Genomic DNA, 19,710 nt, shown 5'->3' with positions numbered 1-19,710 from the left:
TCAACGCTTTTTGCTGAAGAGGTCGGCCAGCAGCAATAGAACGATGGCCCCGAGTGTAGACGTGGCAAGTCTGGCCAAGAATGATCCACCGTTATATACACCTATTAAATTCAGCAGGTATCCGCCCAGGACACCGCCGATCAAACCGATAAGAATATTGAGAAATAAGCCTAATGACTTTCCTCTCCGTAATTTACTTGCTATATAACCGGCCAAAGCGCCGATAAAAATTGAAGCTAATACTGATCCTATCATATTGTATTCATTATTATAATTGGTACGCTAAGTGTTTTGTTCGCTCGCCAATACCTCTTTGAGCCATATTCCCGTATAGGAAGTAGGACAGCGCATCACCTCTTCGGGTGTGCCCGAAGCCACCAAATACCCACCGGCTCCTCCCCCCTCAGGGCCTAAGTCGATGATACAGTCGGCACTCTTGATCATCTCCATATTGTGCTCTACCACCACGACCGAATGCCCTTTGTCGATAAGCGCGTTCAGTGCGTGCAGCAAGGTACGAATATCATGGATATGTAAGCCCGTAGTCGGTTCGTCGAAGATGAAAAGCGTGGGGTCGGGTTTGGCTTGTCCCAGATATGCAGCCAGCTTGACGCGCTGGTTTTCCCCACCGGATAGAGTACTGCTGCTCTGTCCCAGTTTGAGATACCCGAGTCCGACCTCTCGAAGACATTCGAGCTTCTCCACTATCTTGTCCGTATAGCCGGCTTTCGGATGTTCGGTGAAAAATTCAACGGCCTGATTGACCGTCATCTCCAGCAAGTCGTAGATATTAGCACCGGAGTACTCCACATCGAGAATCTCCTTGCGGAAACGTTTGCCGTGGCACTCTTCGCACTCCAATACTATATCGGCCATGAACTGCATTTCCACCACGATACTGCCCTCTCCTTTGCAGGCCTCACAGCGGCCACCTTCCTTATTGAAGCTGAAGAAATAGGGCTGGTAGCCCATCTGCTTGGACAGCGGCAATGCGCTGTAGAGCTTGCGAATATCGTCGTAGGCCCCAATGTATGTGACGGGGTTGGAGCGAGTACTGCGGCCGAAATTGTTCTGATCCACGTACTGAATGTCTCGGATAGACTTGAGGTCTCCGATGATGCCCTCACAGGCTAGTCCCTGTGTATTGCCTCCTTCGAGGATTCTTTTCACTCCTTCGTAGAAAAGATCGCGCACCAAGGTACTCTTTCCCGATCCGCTCACACCGGTCACCACCGTGAGTACGTGCAGCGGAAAGCGCACATTCACTCCTTTCAGGTTGTGCTTCGAGGCCTCTCGCACTTCTATATAGGAACTCCACGGACGACGCAGCCGTGGCACTTCGATCTTCTCCCGTCCTGTCAGATAAGCCGCTGTGTAGCCCGGAGTATCCATGTCTATGCGGTCATATTCGCCGGCATAGACCACTTCGCCACCCTGACGGCCGGCCTTCGGCCCTATGTCGATGATATAATCGGCTGACCGGATTGTCTCCTCGTCATGCTCCACGACCACAACGGTATTGCCCAGATCGCGCAGTCGCTTCAGCACACCGATAAGCCGATGCGTATCTCGCTGATGCAGACCGATACTCGGCTCGTCCAGCACGTAGAGCGAACCCACCAAGCTGCTGCCGAGCTGCGTAGCCAGACTGATGCGCTGGCTCTCTCCACCCGAGAGCGTATTGGACAGGCGGTCAAGCGTCAGATACCCCAATCCCACTTCGAGCAGGAAGCGTAGCCGCTTGCCTATCTCCTCCAGCAGCCGTCTGCTTATATGTAGATCGTCTTCCGATAGCTGTAGCCCCTCGAAAAATGCCGAAGCCTCCTCCACGGTCAGAGCCGTCAGTTCCGATATGTTCCGTCCGCCGATCCTCACGCACAGAGCATCCGGCTTGAGTCGCATCCCACGGCAATCGGGACAGGTGGCCTTGCCACGAAAGTGTGCCAGTCGGACGCGGTTCTGAATCTTGTGCATCTCTCGCTGCAGCATGGAGAAATAGTCGTTGATGCCGACACTCGGGTAGTCCGGTTCTCCCGTGGGTACACCGCGCCAGAGCATCTCTCGCTCTGCTTCAGAAAGCTCTTTATAGGGCTTGTGTACGGGAAAGCCCAGGGGGGCACTCTTTTGGATGAAATAGTCCTTCCACATCTGTGACTTGGGTCCTATCCAGCAAGCCACACATTCTTCATAGACGGAGAGCGACTTGTTCGGCACCACCAGATCTTCGTCGATCCCCATTACCTTCCCGAAGCCTTCGCAAGTAGGGCATGCCCCGATAGGATTGTTGAAGCTGAACATCTCCGGACTCGGCTCTTGAAAGGTGCGTCCGTCAGCTTCGAATACATTGCTGAACATCCGTTCCTCCACCGTTCCATCCGGACTTTCGATCCGCAGCAGACATGCCCCGTTTCCTTCGAAAAAAGCTGTCTCGGCCGAATCCGCAAGACGCGACTCATAGTCCGCCTTATTCTCTGCCACCGCGAGCCTGTCGATCAGCAGGAAGCAGGAGGTCGTATCGGGGCAATCGGTTTCGGTCGATAAAATGTCCTCGATCCGCTTCATCTCCCCGGCTACGAAAACGCGCGTATAGCCCTGCTGCTGTTGGATCTGCAAGTGCTCACGCAGACTGCGCCCTTGAGGAGCTTGCAGCCCTACCAGAAGATACAATTTGGAGCCGACGGGTCTATCGGAAACGTAAGCGACCAGGTCGGCCACCGTGTGCTTCTTCACCTCCTCTCCGCTTGTCGGGGAGATGGTCTTGCCCACACGAGCAAAAAGCAGACGCAGGTATTCGTATATCTCGGTCGATGTGGCTACGGTACTCCTCGGATTGCGACTCACCACGCGCTGCTCGATGGCGATGGCAGGGGGGACGCCGGCGATCAGATCGCACTCAGGCTTGCGCATCCTACCCAGAAACTGGCGCGCATAGGCAGACAGGCTCTCCACGTAGCGTCTCTGACCTTCCGCATAGAGCGTGTCGAAAGCAAGAGAACTCTTGCCCGAACCGGACAAACCGGTCACCACGACCAATTTGCCTCGCGGGATAGCCAGCGATATATTCTTCAGATTATTGACGCGCGCCCCTTTGATGATGATGGCTTCGCCACTTGTGGGATGCTCGCTTTCCTGCTGCTTCATTCTGCCTGTTTTTTATTTTACAAAGACTAAAGATACCTATTTCGTGCGGTTTGACGCCGATTGGCTCTTTCTTCAAACAAAAAAAGAGGACGCTCAACCGAATGAACATCCTCTTCTTGAAGTACGCGAGATGAGATTTGAACTCACACACCGTAACCGGCACTACCCCCTCAAAGTAGCGTGTCTACCAATTCCACCACCCGCGCAAATTGTTTTTTTGTTTGTCTTTCCCTCGATAGTCGGTGCCCGGGACAGGAATCGAACCTGCACGTCTTTTGAACACTCGCACCTGAAACGAGCGCGTCTACCAATTCCGCCACCCGGGCGTCTGTTTATCGACCGATCTTTCTTGGAAAGATGCACCCTTTTTCAGGATGAGGAGACTGCCATAGGCCGCATGCCTACTGCCTCTTGGAGCGGAAGACGGGACTCGAACCCGCGACCCTAACCTTGGCAAGGTTATGCTCTACCAACTGAGCTACTTCCGCGATTGCGATGCAAAGGTAGTATCTTTTTTCAGTTGCACAAGCGTTTCACTCCCTCTTTTTTGACGAAAGCGGGCATCAGTCTCTGTCGGACCGGTGGGAGGGGGAGATCGAGCAGAGCCGGAAATCAATTTTCACAACTCTTCCGTGTGTTAACTTTTTCAGCATTCGTTAGAAAAGGAGTGAGAAAAATCTGTACTTTAGTTTCGAGAGATATTTCAAAACAAACATTGTAATCAATAAGACATGAGCTCACGAGAAGAAGATATTCGTTTTCTAAAATCTAAAATCAGGAATTTAGAGGACATTATTAGGGAAAATAGAGGACTCCTACCAGACAGAAATATTGAGGAGTTGGAAAACCAACTAAGCGGATTGTATGAAAGACTCCGTTGGGTGGAAAGGGGAGATTGAATAAAGAGTTAATTGGGTTGTGGAAAAACACTGTGAAAAAATATTTTTTCAGTAGATAAGTGTTTGAGGTGTTTGATTTTGTTGTTTGCTTCTTTGTGTGACTTTATTGAAGTGCAAGGAGGTGAGGATTGTACTTCCTGCGGTTCAAGGTGGAATGTGCAGAAAATACACAGGAATCGAATGTTGTAGTGTGCCCAAATCACAAGATCAAGAGCAAAATATCTTCGTTCCCTTTCCGAATGGAAGTTTACGCACCGAAAACCACTGAATTGTCGCGCCAGAATCCTGCAAATCTCGCGCGAGAAGTTTTTCGTTTTGGCGCGAGAAATTTTTACTTCCCGAACCAAAACTCCAAAAATCTCGCGCCACGTTTTTTAGCACACCAAACAGGAAAATTATGGCGCGTAAACCGATCCGAGCCACTCGGTAGTGGCTGTCCTCCACGGTTTATTTTTAACTTTGCTTGGAAATAGCCTCTAAAAAACGAATGGATATTTGAGTATGGCCGATAAAGCTCTTGTAGTGGAGATGAGGGATGTGACCCTCTGTCAGGAGGAAAACGTCATCTTTCAGAATTTGAATCTGTCCCTTTCTGCCGGCGACTTCGTCTATCTGATCGGCTCTGTCGGTTCGGGAAAGAGCACTTTGCTGAAGGCTTTGTATGCCGAGGTACCTATCTCCGCCGGTTATGCCCGCGTCATAGATTACGATCTGGTGAAGCTGAAACGGAAGCACCTGCCCTATTTGCGCAGAAAATTGGGTATTGTGTTTCAGGATTTCCAATTGCTGAACGGACGCACCGTTGCGGAGAATCTGGATTTCGTTTTGCGGGCTACGGATTGGAAGAACCGAGCCGACCGCGAGCAGCGTATCGAAGAGGTTCTGACCCGTGTGGGAATGACCCGAAAGGCTTATAAGCGACCGCACGAGCTCTCCGGAGGCGAGCAGCAGCGCGTAGGTATCGCCAGGGCATTGCTGGCGAAGCCTGCTTTGATCCTGGCCGACGAACCTACGGGCAATCTCGATTCGGAGACCGGATTGCAGATCGCCTGTCTGCTCTATGAAATCAGCAAGCAGGGCACTGCAGTACTCATGAGCACGCATAATAGCAGTCTGCTGTCGGATCTGCCGGCAAGGACTTTGGCCGTCCGCAAGAATGGCGATGCCTCCTCTTTGGTGGAGCTGGTGGCAGATGCTGCTGCTTCAAGAAAAAATACGGAAATAGATTAGCACGATAAGATCAGGAATTGAAAGTTCTCAAATTTGGCGGTACGTCTGTAGGAGATGCTGAGCGTATCCGCAGTGTTGCCCGACTGATTACTTCGGTAAAAGGCAGAAAGATTATAGTCCTTTCGGCAATGGCCGGAACGACCAACTCGCTTGTCGAAATAGCTTCGCACCTCGTCAAACGCAATGTGGCACAGGCCAAAGAGGTGGTGCAGGTGCTGCGAGAGAAATATCATCGCGAAATAAATGCGCTATACAAGCGTCCCGACACCCTGAGCACAGCCATGAAGGCCGTCGACTCCATCCTCGACTCCCTGGATCATATGTGCGACGTGGAGGGCTTCACCCTCTTCGAGGAAAAGCGTGTGCTGATCCTCGGCGAGCTGATGAGCACGGCCATGATGCAGATCTATTTGCAGGAGATGGGCGCAGTGGTAGCCATGCTGCCGGCTTTGGATTATATGCGCACCGACAAGAATGCAGAGCCGGACAAAGACTATATCCGGAAGCATCTCTTGCCGATGATAGAGGCTCATCCGGATGAGGATATGCTGTTCCTGACGGAGGGTTACATTTGCCGGAATGCTTTCGGGGAGATCGACAATCTCCAACGTGGCGGTAGCGACTATACGGCTTCTCTGATCGGAGCGGCAGTAAATGCCGATGAGATTCAGATATGGACGGATATAGACGGCATGCACAACAACGACCCCCGTGTCGTGGACGTTACGGCACCCGTTCGCCGTCTCCATTTTGAAGAAGCTGCGGAATTGGCCCACTTCGGGGCCAAAATCCTCCATCCCACCTGTATCAAGCCGGCCAAGGAGAAGAATATTCCGGTGCGACTGCTCAATACGATGGATCCCGATGCTCCCGGTACGCTGATTTCGCTGGACACCGAAAAGGATTGTATCAAGGCCGTTGCGGCCAAGGATGGCATTACGGCTATCAAGGTGAAGAGCAGCAACAAACTCCTTTCATGGCACTTTATGCGCAAGCTCTTCGAGATATTCGAGTTCTACCAGGAGCCTGTGGATATGGTCGCTACGAGCGAAGTGGGCGTTTCCCTGACCATCGACAATGACAAGAATCTGCCCGATATTGTTCGTGCCTTGTCCGACATCGGAGATGTGACGGTCGATAAGGATATGGTCATCATCTGTATCGTAGGCGATATGGAGTGGGACAATGTGGGCTTCGAGGCTCGTATCATCAATGCGCTCAAAGGAGTGCCGGTTCGGATGATTTCATACGGTGGGAGCAATTACAACGTCTCGGTACTCGTCAAGGCGGAAGACAAGAAAAAAGCACTGATAGCATTGAGTAACAAGCTCTTCAATTCACGTGCGACAAAAGCCTGAGGCTTCCCCTGCCACTTCCTGTTTTTCAATGAAAACACCTTTCTATTTTTATGATCTGACGCTCTTGGACAAGACGCTCGCTGCGCTGGTACGGAGTGCGGAAAGGCACGATGTTGCCGTTCACTATGCGCTCAAGGCGAACAATCACCCTCGTGTTTTGCAGACGATTGCCGCAGTCGGCTTCGGAGCGGACTGTGTGAGCGGAGGGGAGATCGAAGCGGCTATCGAGGCAGGCTTTCCCGCTTCCGATATTTTCTTTGCCGGAGTAGGCAAAAGCGATGAAGAGATCTTGCTCGCTTTGGAGGCGCGGATAGGTGCTTTTGTCGTAGAGAGTGTAGCCGAGTTGCTGAACATCGAACAATTGGCTACATCGAAGAACGTCATCGCACCGATATTGCTTCGGCTCAATCCGGAGGTCGATGCGCATACGCACAGCCATATGACGACCGGATTGGCAGAAAATAAATTCGGTCTTTTGCCCGAAGATGCACTCGCACTGATGCCCCACATTTTACAGTCCCGATCATTGGCATGGAGAGGATTGCACTTCCATATCGGATCGCAGATACGGTCGGCCGAGGTTTTTGAGGAGTTATGCGAAAAGACCAACCGCATCCTTGCTTCTTTCCGTACAGTGGGTTATTTCCCTGACATTATAGATATGGGAGGCGGGCTTGGTATCAATTATGACGAGCCGGAGGCCGAGCCTATACCTGATTTTGCCGCTTATATCGAGCGGTATCGACGGATGATAGAGACCGGTGAGGCCCGGCTGCATATCGAACCCGGACGTTCTGTGGTAGCACAATGCGGCAGTCTGATCACTCAAGTGCTCTACATCAAGGAAGGAAAGGCCAAGAAGTTTGCCATAGTGGATGCCGGTATGACCGACCTCGTCCGTCCGGCTTTGTATGAGGCGCATCACCAAATCCGGTTGGTGCAACCCGGGGAATGGGCGATGCGTGCGACTTCTCCCTCAACGGCTCTGACAGAAAAATATGACGTAGTCGGTCCCATCTGCGAATCCAGCGATGTATTCGAGCGCGAATTGCTCATGTCCGAACTCAAGCGCGGCGATTATCTGGCTATTCGTTCGGCCGGAGCATACGGAGCCGTGATGGCTTCTTCCTATAATATGCGTCCGCTACCGGGCTGTCTTTTCTCAGATGAGCAATAACGAATCCCCCTCTCGCCTCAGGGCTTGGCTTGCACTGCTTCGCCCCCATACCCTGCCGGCATCTGTCAGCCCTGTCGTTGTAGCCATAGCTTATGCCATAGCCGATGGCCATTTTCGCTGGACACAGGCTGCTTTGGCCTTGATCGTGGCAGTATCTGCCCAAACGGTCAGCAATATAGCCAACGACTGGTTCGACTATAAGAAGGGTGCGGATACCGATCAGCGTGTAGGCTTCGATCGGGGGATCTCCAAAGGTTGGTTGTCGGAGCGGCAGGTTCTCGCAGCTCTTTTCTCTTTTCTTTTTCTGCTCGGCCTTAGCGGTTTTCTGCTTTGTGCCATTAGCAACTGGTGGCTGCTGCTCGTGGGAGTTGTTGTAGCCATCGGCGCTTTGTCGTATAGCGCCGGCCCTTATCCTCTGGCCTATCATGGATTGGGCGAAGTGGCAGTCTTTATTTTTTTCGGTCTGATCCCTGTCCTCTTCACCTATTACGTCCTGGCCGGAAATTTCCCCGCCGATCTTTGGCATTTGGGCGCAGCGATGGGATTTGCCGGAGTCAATATCCTCATCGTAAACAACTATCGGGACTATGAAGAAGACCGCAAGAGCGGCAAGCGTACTATCCTCGTGAAGAAAGGACGCGACCTCGGCCCCAAGCTCTATCTCGCCTGCGGTCTGCTTTCCATGATGGTGCTTTATCCTTTCTTCTCGGCCGGCGGTTTGCTGCTTCTGCTGCTCTATCTTTCTTTTTTCATGACCAATTACCGCCGTCTTCTCCGAGAGGAGGGTGCGGCGCTGAACGCACTTCTTGTCCGTACGGCCAAGGCCCTTTCTCTTTTGGCTCTCGTCACGATAGCCATGCTTTTCCTTGCTCGATAAATATATCTGCGAAATTTTCGTAGAAAACGCTTGCGTACTTACGAATTATTCGTATGTTTGCGGTGTAACAATGCATTAGCAAAAGAAAAGTATGCCCAAAGAGATCGAACGACTGACCGCTATAGAGGAAGATACGATGAATATCATCTGGCAATTGGGGACGTGCAACATTCGTCAGGTACTGGCCGAAGTGCCGGAGCCTAAGCCTCCTTACACGACCCTTGCATCGGTATTCAAAAATCTGGAACGCAAACACTATATCAAACCGTTTCGTGACGGGAAGACCTACCAATATCGTATCTGCATCTCTCGCGAAGAGTATGCTACGCGAACCATGCACCGCATGGTGGACAACTACTTCACGGGCAGCTATAAGCATCTGGTGCAGTTTTTTGCCGCCGGTAGCGATATTTCCGTGAAGGATCTGCGCGAAGTGATCGATATGATCGAAAAAGGAGAGGAAAGCGAGTAGGGACTCGGTTCATTCAAACTATTAGGACGCACTATGTCATACACCCTTGTTTTATATATGGTAGTGGCTTCTATCGGCTTGGCTCTCTTCTGGATATTCGAGAGGCTGATGATCCATGGCAATACGCACTGTCGTCTTCGTCGTGCTTACTACTTGGGAGGATTCGTCTCGGTAGCCATCTTGCCTTTCCTGGGCTATTTCCTTCCCTCTTGGCCGGGCTTATTTGTCCAAAACAGGTCGGTCGGGATGGAGATACTCCGTTCCATCGAGATCGTATTGCCCGAGGCTTTGGTCGGAACGGCAGGGGCGGATTCTGTTTCTACCGTCTCACCTCTCGTTCGGAGCCTGTTCTTGGCTTGGTTACTTGGCATAGGCGTACTGCTGATTCGTTTCGGTATCCGCCTCGGTTCCCTCCTGTGTCTTATTCGCGGTGCCGAACGGGCAGAGATAGAGGGTGTACCGATTTACTTTGCGCCTCGCGTCAGGACGCCGTTCAGCTTCCGGGGACGTATTTATCTTCCGACCGATCTGCGGTCATACCCTTCTGTGCGAAATATTCTCATCCACGAACAAGAACATACCCGAGCAACGCATTTTGTCGATCTTTTGATCGCCGAAGTGGCATGTATGCTGTTTTGGTTCAATCCGTTTGCTTGGGCTTTGAAGCGCGATATGCAGCGCAATTTGGAGTTTTTGGCCGATCGGGCTGTGCTCCTCAGTGGTGCGAGCAGACGCGAATACCAATATGAATTGTTGGGATTTACGATGGAGGTCGCGGCCGGACCTCTGTGTAGTTCTTACAATATAAACGACTTAAAAGAAAGAATTAGAATGATGAACAAAACGAAATCCAATCGTGCGGCCGGAGCCAGGTATCTTGTCGCACTCCCGTTGGCTGCCCTTATGCTTCTGAGCGGTAAATGGCTGTGGGCAGGCAATGCCGTATCCGAAGTCCGGGAAGTAGTAGCAGCCGTTGCGAGCGATCCCACCCCCTTGTCTGATGCTCCTGACATCTCCCTGCAGCAGGACGAGGATCCTGTGTACTCCGAGGTAGATACTCCACCATCTTTCCCCGGGGGTATGTCCAAGCTGATGCACTTTCTGAGTAAGAACTTAAAATATCCGGAACAATCTGCAAAGAACGGTATCGAAGGTAAAGTCATAGTTTCGTTTATTGTCGAAAAAGACGGCAGACTGACTAACATACGAGTAGAAAAAAGCGTAGCACCCGAATTGGACGCAGAAGCCGTCAGGGTCATTTCAGTCATGCCGAAGTGGAATCCCGGCAAACAGAAAGGCAAGACGGTGCGTACGAGCGTAACCCAACCAGTCAGATTCCGCGTGCAATAATCTCGTAGACACACTCAGAAAACATAGTTTTATTCAATCGTGCCCTAAGCCGAAAAAGGTTTAGGGCATTATTGTGATCGATCGAATTTTACCACCCTTGCGGAGATAAAAAGACCGATGGCTCCGAGAGTTTTATTTGTCGTGCCAAAAGATTGTGCGGCGCAGTTCTGAAAAACGTGGAGCGAGAAAATTTTGCTTTTGGAGGCCTTTGAAAAAAATATTGACACCCCTCCTCATTTCTTCAGAGGTCTATATCGATTTACTCGTCGCCGTCAGATTGTTTTTTTTCAGGCCGGGAAAAGTTTCCCTGTCGGCCGACAAAAATAAATTATCCGGCCGGAAAATCTCTAAACAAAGTCTTCGTATATATAAACGAAGTCTTTGTTTATATATTTGAAAGCTTCATTTATGTATCCGAAGGCTTTGTATAAAGAATTGCACCGTGATTTTTCAACTTTTCCGTACTGCAGAAAAAACTTTTCCCGGCCGGGAACGATCATTTCTTTTTATTGCTGTGACCTGTGTGCCGTGTACAGAAGAGGGGTCTGCTTCGTGATCAATTACAGTGTTTTCTCTAAAATCCGTTGTCGGTTTACACTCCTTACTCCTTAAAACGGCTTTCGGTTGATAACAGCCCAATACACCCTTTGCCGGGCAGTCATTTTGAGGTGCAGTTTGGGCATGGTTCGGAGGAGATCCTCCCCGGGGGGGCGGCAAGGAGCTTTTCGCTCCCGAGAGGATGATTTGCACCGGGAGGAAGTGCCCGGTGCTGTTTCTAAAGTGCTGATTTGTGGCTTTTTGCAGTTGGCAAACAGTGTGAAAAACTTTCTTTCGACAAAGACCTGCGGAATATGGGTGAAAAAGGTCGGAAAAAACTATGTGGAAATTTTTCCTCAAATGCCTCCATACTTATAGGTATATATAGGGGAAAAAGCTACTTTTGCGACACAAATTGGAATAATAATTCTGTGTCATGGCAAAAGTTATAAAAATAAAAAAAGGCCTTGCACTTAATCTGAAAGGCAAACCGCTACCGGAAATGCTGCCGGAACCGGCCAAAAGCCCGACTTACGCGGTTGTACCCGATGATTTTCAAGGTGTTATCCCCAAGGTGACGGCTCGTCCCGGGGATAAGGTGCGTGCCGGCTCAGCACTGATGCACCACAAGGCATACCCGGACATGAAGTTTACCAGTCCGGTGAGCGGCGAAGTAGTCGCGGTGAATCGCGGTGCCAAGCGCAAGGTGTTGAGCATCGAGGTAAAACCGGACGGACTGAATGAATACGAATCATTCTCCGTCGGAGATCCGTCTGCCCTCTCTGCCGAACAAATCAAAAGCCTCCTCCTCTCAAGTGGTATGTGGGGCTTCATCAAGCAGCGTCCTTACGACATAGTGGCTACGCCGGACATCGCTCCGCGCGACATTTATATTACCGCCAACTTTTCTGCTCCATTGGCTCCGGACTTCGACTTCGTCGTTCGAGGAGAAGAGCGTGCTCTGCAGACTGCTATCGACGCCTTGGCCAAGCTTACGGCCGGCAAGGTCTATGTGGGGCTGAAGCCGGGCTCGTCTCTGAGCTTGCGCAATGCAGAGATCGTAGAAGTGCACGGCCCTCATCCGGCAGGAAACGTGGGCGTGCTCATTAACCATACCAAACCGATCAATCGGGGCGAAACGGTGTGGACGCTCAAAGCCACCGACCTGATCGTGATCGGACGCTTTCTGCTTACGGGCAAAGTCGACTTTACCAGAATGATTGCCATGACCGGTTCAGACGCTGCTGCTCACGGATACGTCCGCATCCTGCCGGGTTGCAATGTCTTTGCTTCCTTCCCTGGCCGACTGACAATAAAAGAATCTCACGAGCGTGTGATCGACGGCAATGTGCTCACCGGAAAGAAGCTCTGCGAGAAAAGCCCCTTCCTCTCTGCCCAATGTGACCAGATCACGGTCATCCCTGAAGGAGACGATGTGGACGAGCTCTTCGGCTGGGCTGCCCCCCGTCTGGATCAGTACAGCATGAGTAGAGCTTATTTCTCATGGCTACAGGGCAAAAACAAGGAGTATGTGCTCGATGCGCGTGTCAAAGGTGGCGAGCGCGCTATGATCATGAGCAACGAGTACGATCGTGTTTTCCCCATGGATATCTATCCGGAGTATTTGCTCAAGGCTATTATAGCATTCGACATCGACAAGATGGAGGACTTGGGTATATATGAAGTAGCTCCGGAGGACTTTGCCACTTGCGAATTTGTGGATACCTCCAAGATCGAACTCCAGCGCATCGTACGCGAGGGCTTGGATATGCTCTATAAGGAAATGAATTGACGAATCCCTCACACTCTAAAGCATAAGACATTGAAAGCGTTAAGGAATCAACTGAACAAACTGAAGCCCCATTTTGAAGAAGGCGGCAAGCTCCACGGCCTGCACTCCGTCTTCGACGGCTTCGAGACCTTTCTCTTTGTGCCGAACAGGACATCGCAGCATGGTGTGCACGTACACGATGCCATCGACAGCAAGCGCACGATGATCGTCGTGTGTATGGCTCTCCTGCCTGCCCTGCTCTTCGGCATGTATAATGTGGGGGTACAACACTATATGGCCATCGATGCTCCTGTAGTATTCTGGCCTGCTTTCCTCTTCGGACTTCTCGCCGTACTGCCTAAGCTCATCGTCTCCTATGCCGTTGGTCTGGGGATAGAGTTTACTATAGCTCAGTATAGAAAAGAAGAGATCCAAGAGGGGTTCTTGGTGTCGGGTCTGCTTATCCCGATGATCGTGCCGGTGGATACTCCGCTGTGGATGATAGCAGTGGCAACGGCCTTTGCCGTGGTTTTTGCCAAAGAAGTGTTCGGTGGTACGGGGCGCAACATATTCAACGTGGCTCTCGTGACGCGCGCCTTCCTCTTCTTCGCCTATCCGGCAGCTATGAGCGGCGATCAGGTTTTTGTCCGCACGGCTGACACCTTCGGCCTCGGCGCAGGTCCGGTGGCGGATGGGTTCTCCGGTGCTACACCTTTAGGTCAGATAGCTACCGCCGGTGCCAATATGCCGGAAATTCATAATGTGGTGGGCAATCCCTCTTCCCTGATGGATGCTTTCCTCGGTTTTATCCCCGGTTCCATAGGCGAAACCTCTACTTTGGCTATCCTGATCGGAGCCATCCTCCTGATATGGACAGGGATTGCCAGTTGGAAGATCATGCTGAGCGGTTTGGTGGGAGCCTCTGCGATGGCTCTCGTATTCAATGCCATCGGCACGACAGCCGCTATGCAGATCACACCCCTGATGCACATTGTCTATGGCGGTTTTGCCTTCGGATTGGTCTTTATGGCTACCGACCCCGTCACCTCTGCCCGCACGGAGAAGGGCAAGTGGATCTTCGGCTTCTTCGTCGGTCTGATGGCCGTATTCATCCGCGTGCTCAATCCGGGGTACCCTGAGGGTATGATGCTTGCGATCCTGCTCATGAACGTATTTGCCCCGCTTATCGACTATTTCGTGGTGGATAGCAACATCAAGGCGCGCAAAGCACGTATGCTCAAGAAATCCTAACCGCTAAACATTTCGATAAAGACATGAATAGAGATAAAAACTCATATACCGTTCTCTATGCCTCGGTGATGGTTATTGTCGTGGCGGTTTTGCTGGCTTACGTCTCTCAGTCATTGGGCGATAGACAGCGTGACAATGAGAAGATAGACAAGATGCAGCAGATCCTCCGCTCGGTGAATGCCGGAACAGAGGATAAGGGCAAAGTGATAGCTCGATACACGGATGTGATCAAGCAAGAGCTGCTCATCAATCAGGATGGTACAGTGGCTAAGACTTTCGAGGGCGAGCAATTAGCCCAAAACGAAGCTTTCACACTCAATACACGCAATGCTTTCAAGCTGGCTGCCAACGATCCAAGCGTCTCTCTCCCTCTCTATATTGCCGAGGTGGAAGGCCGGACGAAATATATTGTCCCGATGAACGGTGCCGGTCTTTGGGGGCCGATCTGGGGGTACATTGCGCTGAATGATGATTGCAACACGATATTCGGTGCGGACTTCAGTCACGAAGGTGAAACGCCGGGATTGGGAGCCGAAATCACTCGTACGGAGTTTTCCGGCCAGTTTATCGGCAAAGAAATCTTCAAAGAGGGCGAATTCCGATCTGTTGCCGTAGTCAAGAAAGGCCAGAAGGCCGAAGGAAAGGACTATGTGGATGGTATTTCCGGCGGTACGCTTACGAGCGATGGAGTGAATGAGATGCTCATATCCTCCCTTCGTCCTTATGCACTATACCTAATGAACAACGTAAAAAAATAAGGGCTATGTCACTTTGGAATAAAAAGAATAAGGAAATTCTTCTCGGGCCGCTAAGCAGCAACAATCCCGTTATCGTGCAGATGCTCGGTGTCTGTTCTGCATTGGCCGTAACGGCTAAGCTACAGCCGGCTATCGTTATGGCCCTGTCCGTTACTGCTGTAATGGCATTTGCCAACGTTATTATTTCACTCTTGCGCAATACGATCCCCGGGCGTATCCGTATTATCGTTCAGCTCGTAGTAGTTGCTGCCTTGGTGACTATCGTGAGTCAGGTGCTGAAAGCATTTGCTTATGATGTGAATAAGCAGTTGTCCGTTTTCGTTGGTCTGATCATTACGAACTGTATTCTGATGGGACGTCTGGAGGCTTTTGCCTTGGCCAATCGTCCTTGGGAGTCTTTCCTCGATGGCGTTGGGAATGGACTGGGATACGGATGGGTTTTGGTTATCATCGCTTTCTTCCGCGAACTGCTCGGTTCCGGTACGTTGCTGAACATGCAAATCATTCCCAAGAGTTTTTATGAACTGGGCTATGTCAATAACGGTCTGATGATTCTGCCTCCGATGGCTCTGATCACCGTGGCGGTTGTCATCTGGGTACACCGTGCCCGCAACAAGGATTTGCAAGAGAACTAAGTAGGACACGCCTGACAATCAATTAAGACAGTATCAATTATGGATTACATAAGTACGTTTGTCCGCTCGATATTCGTGGACAACATGGTTTTCGCCTACTACTTGGGGATGTGCTCTTTCTTGGCCGTTTCCAAGAATGTGAAGACCTCTATCGGACTCGGAGCTGCAGTTACGTTCATTCTGGTCTGCACCTTGCCCATCAACTATCTGCTACAGAACTATATTTTTAAGGCCGGTGCTCTTTCTTGGCTCGGACCCCAATATGCCGAGGTGGATCTGAGCTTCCTCTCGCTGATCATCTTTATTGCGGTAATTGCATCGTTTACACAGCTCATAGAGATGGTGGTGGAGAGGTTCAGCCCCTCCCTCTATGCTTCGCTGGGTATCTTCCTTCCCTTGATAGCTGTGAACTGCGCTATCCTCGGTGGCTCGCTCTTCATGCAGCAGCGCGAGTTTATCAATGTCGGGATGGCTACCGTCTATGGATTCGGCTCCGGTATCGGCTGGATGCTGGCCATCGTCGGTATGGCTGCCATACGAGAAAAACTGGCATATTCGAATGTTCCCAAACCATTGAGAGGGTTGGGTATCACCTTTATTATCACCGGTCTCATGGGTATTGCTTTCCTGAGCTTCTCCGGCGTGAAACTCTAAAAAGAACAAAGTAGAAATATGAGTACAGTAATTATTACCAGTGCAGTCGTATTCCTGCTGCTCACGCTGATTCTGGTTGTCGCCCTGCTTTATGCCAAGAGCAAATTGGTGCCTTCCGGCAATGTGACGATCACCGTGAACGATGAACGCAAGATGGAAGTCCCTCTTGGCGGTACTTTGTTGAATACGCTTCAAAATCAGGGAGTATTCCTTTCTTCGGCTTGTGGCGGTGGCGGAAGCTGCGGTCAGTGTCGCTGCCGTGTAGTGGAAGGAGGCGGCGAAATCCTTCCGACGGAAAAGGGATTTTTCTCTCGCAAAGAACAAAAGGATCATTGGCGACTTTCGTGTCAGACGAAAGTAAAGGAGGATCTTAGCATCGTTATTCCCGAAGAGGTATTCGGTGTGAAAGAATGGGAGTGTGAAGTGCTCTCCAATAAGAATGTCTCCACTTTCATCAAAGAATTTGTGGTGAAGCTGCCCGAAGGCGAGACCATGAACTTCAAGAGCGGTAGCTATGCCCAGATCAAGATACCGAAATACAATATCCGCTATGCCGACTACGATATCCAGGATCGCTTCCGTGGCGACTGGGACAAGATGGATGCATGGTCATTGACCTGTAAAAACGAAGAAGAAACCGTTCGTGCTTATTCAATGGCCAACTATCCGGCTGAAGGCAATATCATTACGCTCAACGTTCGTATCGCTACTCCTCCATTCGACAGAGCCACCAATAAGTGGAAGGCCGGTATCAAGCCCGGTATTTCTTCCTCGTATATTTTCTCTCTGAAGCCCGGTGATAAGGTGATGATGAGCGGTCCTTATGGGGATTTCCATATTCAGGATACGGATGCCGAGATGCTTTATATTGGCGGTGGCGCCGGTATGGCTCCTCTGCGTGCACAAATTCTGCATCTTTTCCGCACACTGAAGACCGGTCGTAAGGTTTCTTATTGGTACGGTGCTCGTTCCAAAAACGAGATTTTCTACGAAGAAGACTTCCGTGAGATCGAGAGAGAATTTCCGAATTTCAAATTCCATATCGCTCTTTCCGATCCGCAGCCGGAGGATAATTGGACAGGCTATGTAGGCTTTATCCACCAAGTAATCTATGACAACTATCTGAAGGATCACGATGCTCCGGAGGATATAGAATACTATATGTGCGGCCCGGGGCCTATGGCCAATGCGGTGAAAGGTATGCTGGAAAACCTTGGTGTACCGCGCAATATGCTCTTTTTCGACGACTTCGGATAAGTTTTTCCGGCAAATTCGATTTATCATTCATTGGAGAGACTGCTTCCCTTGGGATGGCAGTCTCTCTTTTTTGTTTAGTAAGATGCTATCATGGGATAGTTTTTCCAAAAAGGATATAAGTCCGGAAAATGCTCCCTGTCGGATCAAGCAAAGTTCCGCAGTGTTGAATCAGGCCTCATGTGTCTCTCTCTTTCTTGGCCTTGGCGTACAAAAACAAGAGACTGTCCGGACATTACGTCTATGGACAGCCTCTTTCTCTCTAGTTGCGGAGGCAAGACTCGAACTTACGACCTTTGGGTTATGAGCCCAACGAGCTACCACTGCTCCACTCCGCGATTAATTGTGGCACAAAGGTAATACTTTTTATCTAATAACCAAACGGAAAAAGATTTCTATATTGCCAACACCCATTTTGATTCGCTGGTATCAGTCTCGAAAAATTTAGGGCACTATTGCAATCATTCCCACTAATAGCAAATTTTTTTCTCTAAAATGCACCAGAAAAGGCTAAATTCCTCTTGAAATCATTGCGCGGAAAAAAAAATCGTTACTTTTGGCTTGTTCATTTACCCATAGCTCTGAGAGAGAATCTCGTCGTTGTTTGTGACAAAGAAGATAAACTTACGGGGCGGTGATATGATCTAACTAAATTTTTTGTCTAACTAACTAATCGTGAAAAGATGAACAAGACAGATTTTATTGCAGCTGTAGCTGAAAAGGCCAACCTCACCAAGGCTGATGCCCAGAGAGCAGTAAATGCATTTGCAGATGTTGTAAAAGAGCAGATGGCCGCCGGAGAGAAAATTGCTCTTATCGGATTCGGTACTTTCTCTGTAAGCGAGCGTGCTGCACGCAAAGGCATCAATCCTAAGACGAAAAAGTCTATTTCTATCCCTGCTCGTAAGGTAGTTCGCTTCAAAGCGGGTTCTGCTTTAGACCTCAAGTAATTCGCATTTCGTGCTAAATACAACGAAGCTACTGTGCCCTATAGCGGTGGCTTCGTTGTATGTTAATATGGTATATGCAGCGAACAGTCTTGCCTTATGGAAGGGGAGACTGTTCGCTTTCATTTTTTGAAGCAGTTCGCATTAGGCGACAATTCATGAATAAATTTTTTCCGAAGACAAATCAATAAGATGCAGATGAGAACATTTCGTGTCGTTGTGATCGTTTTGCTGATCGTTTCTTCTTGGATGACGCTTATAGCGCAAAACAACAGTTGGTGGGTGGGCGTCCATGCCGGACGCGAGTACTTCAACAACACAAGTGAGGATATGAAGAAAGGATGGAATACCGGAGTAGTCCTGCGCTACTACTTCTCCGATCGAATATATTCTTTGGCTACAGTCAATTATGGATTCACTTCTTCTTTATCCCCTTCCGGCTATTTCGATGAGCTTGGTAATACTCCTGACGCGCGCTTCAGGCGCCATAGTATTTTGCCGGCAGTGGGGTTAGGGTATGAATTTCTCCAAGGCGATTTTTATTCGTGCTATGCTCAGGTAGGCATTGGTTACGGAATGGAATTTAATACAGTGTCCTATCCACAAGAGTCTGATGTTTCCGTAAAACGTTTTGGTTGGTTGGGAGAGTTGGGGGGCGATTATTTTCTTCACGACAATTTGTCACTTGGTATCTCTGTTGCACACTTGCGTGTGGGGTGGAGAAACAATTGGACGGCCAACGTCAAGTTGTCGATACTGCTTTTTTAGGATTGCTCTAGAAAACCCTTTTTTCAGACGTAAGTCTATCCCCTCTAATGATGATGTCTTCACTTTTGGTGCTTAGCTCTGTCATTTCCATTTTGGTTTGAAAAATTCGGTGTATTTGGGGCTGTAAAACGTGGTCTGAGAAAAGTTTTGTTTTGGTGCGGGAGTTGAAAAAATCTCGCACCGGACCGAAAATATTCTCGCGCCATTTTTGGTGGATTTTGGTTTGAGATTTGGGTGATTTACGGCTCGATTTTCGGCTTGTGCGATTGATAACCTCTGTTTTTTTCGACACCCTTCTCTCCCCCGGTGTGCCCTTTATTCCCGACCAGCCGCCAACATTTCCGGCTGAAAAGTCTTTTTGCAGAGAAAATTTTCTTCTTCTCATTTTCCTCCTCTTTCAGTCCTTTTTCTCTCTTACGCGCGCGAACCGTATTATATATATGCCTGTATTTTCGGTTTTTCTCATGGGCGATGTCTTTCCTTTTCCGCATGTTTTGTGGGCATTTTCGAGGAAAAAAGATTTTGAAAGATTTGGTTGTAAAGAAAAAAGGAGTACTTTTGTGACCGCAAAAGCGATCGATGACCGATTGACCGAGGATGAAGGGGTTTTTCCGACAAGCGGGTCGGGGGG

At 49.9% G+C, this 19,710-nt stretch carries 20 protein-coding genes and 4 tRNA genes; 16 read left to right on the top strand and 8 right to left on the bottom strand.

The window, feature by feature from the left end:
- From F452_RS0108450 to F452_RS13415, 6 genes are all read right to left on the bottom strand, one after another.
- The gene (locus F452_RS0108450) at positions 1-255 is read right to left on the bottom strand and encodes a GlsB/YeaQ/YmgE family stress response membrane protein (protein ID WP_026292322.1); all 255 of its coding nucleotides are present in this window, start codon (positions 253-255) and stop codon (positions 1-3) included.
- A 27-nt stretch (positions 256-282) separates the two neighbouring features.
- A complete protein-coding gene (uvrA, locus tag F452_RS0108445; protein ID WP_018965772.1) occupies positions 283-3,141 on the bottom strand; it encodes an excinuclease ABC subunit UvrA in 2,859 nt (952 codons plus the stop codon).
- Between the two features lie 122 nt (positions 3,142-3,263).
- Positions 3,264-3,347: transfer RNA gene (locus F452_RS0108440), tRNA-Leu, on the bottom strand.
- A gap of 37 nt (positions 3,348-3,384) precedes the next feature.
- Positions 3,385-3,467, bottom strand: a tRNA-Leu gene (locus F452_RS0108435).
- Between the two features lie 86 nt (positions 3,468-3,553).
- A tRNA-Gly gene (locus tag F452_RS0108430) sits at positions 3,554-3,629 on the bottom strand.
- Between the two features lie 419 nt (positions 3,630-4,048).
- On the bottom strand, positions 4,049-4,369 hold the full coding sequence (locus F452_RS13415; RefSeq protein ID WP_394358163.1) for a DUF1661 domain-containing protein: 321 nt from the start codon (positions 4,367-4,369) through the stop codon (positions 4,049-4,051).
- Here F452_RS13415 and F452_RS13410 point away from each other — a divergent pair.
- The 13 genes from F452_RS13410 (at position 4,356) to nqrF (ending at position 17,367) form a co-directional block, all read left to right on the top strand.
- The gene (locus F452_RS13410; RefSeq protein WP_394358162.1) at positions 4,356-4,418 is read left to right on the top strand and encodes a DUF1661 domain-containing protein; all 63 of its coding nucleotides are present in this window, start codon (positions 4,356-4,358) and stop codon (positions 4,416-4,418) included. The genes F452_RS13415 and F452_RS13410 overlap by 14 nt on opposite strands.
- Positions 4,419-4,541: 123 nt before the next feature.
- Positions 4,542-5,270: a cell division ATP-binding protein FtsE gene (locus F452_RS0108420; RefSeq protein WP_018965770.1), complete on the top strand. Its 729-nt coding sequence runs from the start codon at positions 4,542-4,544 to the stop codon at positions 5,268-5,270.
- 17 nt (positions 5,271-5,287) lie between these two features.
- Positions 5,288-6,628, top strand: coding sequence for an aspartate kinase (locus tag F452_RS0108415; protein WP_018965769.1), 1,341 nt, complete (start codon positions 5,288-5,290; stop codon positions 6,626-6,628).
- 28 nt (positions 6,629-6,656) lie between these two features.
- Positions 6,657-7,805, top strand: a complete 1,149-nt coding sequence (gene lysA, locus F452_RS0108410; RefSeq protein WP_018965768.1) for a diaminopimelate decarboxylase — start codon at positions 6,657-6,659, stop codon at positions 7,803-7,805.
- Positions 7,795-8,682, top strand: coding sequence for a 1,4-dihydroxy-2-naphthoate octaprenyltransferase (menA, locus tag F452_RS0108405; RefSeq protein ID WP_018965767.1), 888 nt, complete (start codon positions 7,795-7,797; stop codon positions 8,680-8,682). The genes lysA and menA overlap by 11 nt, the downstream gene beginning before the upstream one ends.
- Before the next feature lie 91 nt (positions 8,683-8,773).
- Complete coding sequence (locus F452_RS0108400) at positions 8,774-9,154, top strand: BlaI/MecI/CopY family transcriptional regulator (RefSeq protein WP_018965766.1); 381 nt, start codon at positions 8,774-8,776, stop codon at positions 9,152-9,154.
- A 33-nt stretch (positions 9,155-9,187) separates the two neighbouring features.
- A complete protein-coding gene (locus tag F452_RS0108395) occupies positions 9,188-10,504 on the top strand; it encodes a M56 family metallopeptidase (RefSeq protein WP_026292320.1) in 1,317 nt (438 codons plus the stop codon).
- Positions 10,505-11,477: 973 nt separating this feature from the next.
- A complete protein-coding gene (gene nqrA / locus F452_RS0108380) occupies positions 11,478-12,833 on the top strand; it encodes an NADH:ubiquinone reductase (Na(+)-transporting) subunit A (protein WP_018965762.1) in 1,356 nt (451 codons plus the stop codon).
- 30 nt (positions 12,834-12,863) lie between these two features.
- Positions 12,864-14,063, top strand: a complete 1,200-nt coding sequence (gene nqrB / locus F452_RS0108375) for an NADH:ubiquinone reductase (Na(+)-transporting) subunit B (protein ID WP_018965761.1) — start codon at positions 12,864-12,866, stop codon at positions 14,061-14,063.
- Positions 14,064-14,086: 23 nt separating this feature from the next.
- Positions 14,087-14,821, top strand: coding sequence for a Na(+)-translocating NADH-quinone reductase subunit C (locus F452_RS0108370; RefSeq protein ID WP_018965760.1), 735 nt, complete (start codon positions 14,087-14,089; stop codon positions 14,819-14,821).
- Between the two features lie 5 nt (positions 14,822-14,826).
- Complete coding sequence (gene nqrD / locus F452_RS0108365; protein ID WP_018965759.1) at positions 14,827-15,456, top strand: NADH:ubiquinone reductase (Na(+)-transporting) subunit D; 630 nt, start codon at positions 14,827-14,829, stop codon at positions 15,454-15,456.
- 39 nt (positions 15,457-15,495) lie between these two features.
- Positions 15,496-16,110: an NADH:ubiquinone reductase (Na(+)-transporting) subunit E gene (nqrE, locus tag F452_RS0108360; protein WP_018965758.1), complete on the top strand. Its 615-nt coding sequence runs from the start codon at positions 15,496-15,498 to the stop codon at positions 16,108-16,110.
- 18 nt (positions 16,111-16,128) lie between these two features.
- The gene (nqrF, locus tag F452_RS0108355) at positions 16,129-17,367 is read left to right on the top strand and encodes an NADH:ubiquinone reductase (Na(+)-transporting) subunit F (protein WP_018965757.1); all 1,239 of its coding nucleotides are present in this window, start codon (positions 16,129-16,131) and stop codon (positions 17,365-17,367) included.
- Positions 17,368-17,630: 263 nt separating this feature from the next.
- Here nqrF and F452_RS0108350 read toward each other — a convergent pair.
- Positions 17,631-17,702, bottom strand: a tRNA-Met gene (locus F452_RS0108350).
- 345 nt (positions 17,703-18,047) lie between these two features.
- Between F452_RS0108350 and F452_RS0108345 the strand changes: the two genes are divergently transcribed.
- Complete coding sequence (locus tag F452_RS0108345; protein WP_018965756.1) at positions 18,048-18,314, top strand: HU family DNA-binding protein; 267 nt, start codon at positions 18,048-18,050, stop codon at positions 18,312-18,314.
- Between the two features lie 189 nt (positions 18,315-18,503).
- Positions 18,504-19,079 carry an outer membrane beta-barrel protein gene (locus F452_RS0108340; protein ID WP_018965755.1) on the top strand — a complete coding sequence of 192 codons (576 nt, stop codon included), beginning with the start codon at positions 18,504-18,506 and terminating at the stop codon, positions 19,077-19,079.
- A 7-nt stretch (positions 19,080-19,086) separates the two neighbouring features.
- Here F452_RS0108340 and F452_RS13565 read toward each other — a convergent pair whose 3' ends face one another.
- Positions 19,087-19,464, bottom strand: a complete 378-nt coding sequence (locus F452_RS13565; RefSeq protein WP_244263773.1) for a DUF1661 domain-containing protein — start codon at positions 19,462-19,464, stop codon at positions 19,087-19,089.
- A gap of 55 nt (positions 19,465-19,519) precedes the next feature.
- Here F452_RS13565 and F452_RS12440 point away from each other — a divergent pair.
- Positions 19,520-19,710: hypothetical protein (locus F452_RS12440; protein ID WP_208854511.1), on the top strand; the 191-nt coding region annotated here is incomplete at its 3' end.

This window comes from Porphyromonas gulae DSM 15663 (genome assembly GCF_000378065.1).
GTDB classification, from domain to species: domain Bacteria; phylum Bacteroidota; class Bacteroidia; order Bacteroidales; family Porphyromonadaceae; genus Porphyromonas; species Porphyromonas gulae.
This window is presented reverse-complemented; position numbering and strand designations above follow the sequence as displayed.

Coding starts and splice junctions, on each gene's coding strand:
- F452_RS0108420 (WP_018965770.1), top strand. CDS start 4,542: ATGGCCGATAAAGCTCTTGTAGTGGAGATGAGGGATGTGACCCTCTGT.
- F452_RS13565 (WP_244263773.1), bottom strand. CDS start 19,464: ATGAGAAGAAGAAAATTTTCTCTGCAAAAAGACTTTTCAGCCGGAAAT.
- uvrA (WP_018965772.1), bottom strand. CDS start 3,141: ATGAAGCAGCAGGAAAGCGAGCATCCCACAAGTGGCGAAGCCATCATC.
- nqrE (WP_018965758.1), top strand. CDS start 15,496: ATGGATTACATAAGTACGTTTGTCCGCTCGATATTCGTGGACAACATG.
- nqrA (WP_018965762.1), top strand. CDS start 11,478: ATGGCAAAAGTTATAAAAATAAAAAAAGGCCTTGCACTTAATCTGAAA.
- F452_RS0108370 (WP_018965760.1), top strand. CDS start 14,087: ATGAATAGAGATAAAAACTCATATACCGTTCTCTATGCCTCGGTGATG.
- menA (WP_018965767.1), top strand. CDS start 7,795: ATGAGCAATAACGAATCCCCCTCTCGCCTCAGGGCTTGGCTTGCACTG.
- F452_RS0108340 (WP_018965755.1), top strand. CDS start 18,504: ATGCAGATGAGAACATTTCGTGTCGTTGTGATCGTTTTGCTGATCGTT.
- F452_RS0108395 (WP_026292320.1), top strand. CDS start 9,188: ATGTCATACACCCTTGTTTTATATATGGTAGTGGCTTCTATCGGCTTG.
- lysA (WP_018965768.1), top strand. CDS start 6,657: ATGAAAACACCTTTCTATTTTTATGATCTGACGCTCTTGGACAAGACG.
- nqrF (WP_018965757.1), top strand. CDS start 16,129: ATGAGTACAGTAATTATTACCAGTGCAGTCGTATTCCTGCTGCTCACG.
- F452_RS0108345 (WP_018965756.1), top strand. CDS start 18,048: ATGAACAAGACAGATTTTATTGCAGCTGTAGCTGAAAAGGCCAACCTC.
- F452_RS0108450 (WP_026292322.1), bottom strand. CDS start 255: ATGATAGGATCAGTATTAGCTTCAATTTTTATCGGCGCTTTGGCCGGT.
- F452_RS0108400 (WP_018965766.1), top strand. CDS start 8,774: ATGCCCAAAGAGATCGAACGACTGACCGCTATAGAGGAAGATACGATG.
- nqrD (WP_018965759.1), top strand. CDS start 14,827: ATGTCACTTTGGAATAAAAAGAATAAGGAAATTCTTCTCGGGCCGCTA.